We start from the raw sequence: 1,377 nt of genomic DNA, 5'->3' as shown, positions 1-1,377 counted from the left end.
CCATAACGATCCGCAATGAATCCAAAGAGCCATGCTCCAATTGGACGCATAAGAAAGCCAATAAAAAAGATTCCTGCCGTTTTTAACAGTTGTGTAACGATATCTTCATCTTCAGGAAAAAATTGTGAGGCAAAATAAACCGATGCAAAGGAGTAAGCATAAAAGTCGTACCATTCTACCAGATTTCCTGATGCGCTGGATATGATAGCGAAAATACGTTTCCTTGTATCATGTGGATCTAAAGTTGTTTGATTATTCATGAAGTATTCCCCTTTTAGATTTATAACTTTTTTTAAAGCTATTTACGATGTGCATTATAAAAACGCCATTGTATTATGATAATTTTTTAGGAAAACATAAAGTTTTTTTCGAGAGCTATCAGTACTGTTTTGGGCTCATGGTGTTGTTATATTGCGTAAATCATACGCTTTTGACTATCCTTAAGGAAATATTATTTTTTGTTTGATTGTGAATTATTTACATATGCAGAGTGGTTATGAAGATATGATACTCTTTAGTTTATATGCGTGATGTTGTTTCGTAAAATGATGTTATTGACTATTGCATGCGAAGTTGGTGTATCAGTTAAAATACTTTTTATGAATGATCTTAAGTGTTAAGGGGGGATACAATATTAAGAGTTCGTCAATAGTATAATGATAGCGGCTTGCACTTTTATTAAGTGTAAAGAGAGTGATGCCCATGTTTATACTTTACGGGGCTTTTACGTTATGTCATTCACGGGTGCCATTGTGAAATGGAGTTGGGTGCATTGAGAAATGTTTCTCAAAAAAGTGTGCGAATTCATAATATAATGGTATTTTCTATTTTTCATGAAAGGATTTGTTTTGCATGAGGGGGTACTATTAAGAACGTATTAAACAAAATCATGAGTGTAATCTTTATTATTGATAAAATTTCTTGAAAGATAATCACTTTTCTTCAACGTTGAGTGGGAATGGGAATATTAAAATGAATCAAACGTTTTTTATCTTCAGTGAATTAAATTCAGCAAAAGAAGTATTTATTACACAATAATATGAAGCCATTTGTTTGTATAAGCGGCGTGTGCAGGAAGGAACATTGCTTCTTTAGAGTGTTTGAAGGGATAAAAAATTGTGAGCTTTAAACTTCTATCGGAAAGAATATAAAAACGGAAAGAATATAAAAAAGCCCAGAATACTGGGCTTTGCTTTTTTTGTTGAAACTCTTGTTTGTTAACATTAAAGGTTAATGAATATCGTCTCCTTGTAAATACCCTTTTTTGCGAGCATCTGGCATTAAGAGAATTGCGATGAAGGCAATAATCATCATGCCGGTTATATAAAAATAGAAGACAGATTCATATCCAAGATCTTTTAATCCAAGCGCGACATA

General features: G+C 32.6%; 2 pseudogenes. Both read right to left on the bottom strand.

The annotated features are described in order from the left end of the window. Nucleotides 1–260: pseudogene (locus ACFIKE_RS10615) on the bottom strand (alpha-ketoglutarate permease); the annotation flags it as partial. Nucleotides 261–1,230: 970 nt separating this feature from the next. Beyond that, nucleotides 1,231–1,377 (bottom strand): annotated as a pseudogene (locus ACFIKE_RS10610) (alpha-ketoglutarate permease); the annotation flags it as partial.

Origin of the sequence: Bartonella sp. MU70NMGDW (genome assembly GCF_042194085.1) — a bacterium.
In the GTDB taxonomy this organism is placed as follows: domain Bacteria; phylum Pseudomonadota; class Alphaproteobacteria; order Rhizobiales; family Rhizobiaceae; genus Bartonella; species Bartonella grahamii.
Note: the sequence above shows the minus strand (reverse complement) of the source record. Positions and strands in the feature narration are given on the sequence as shown.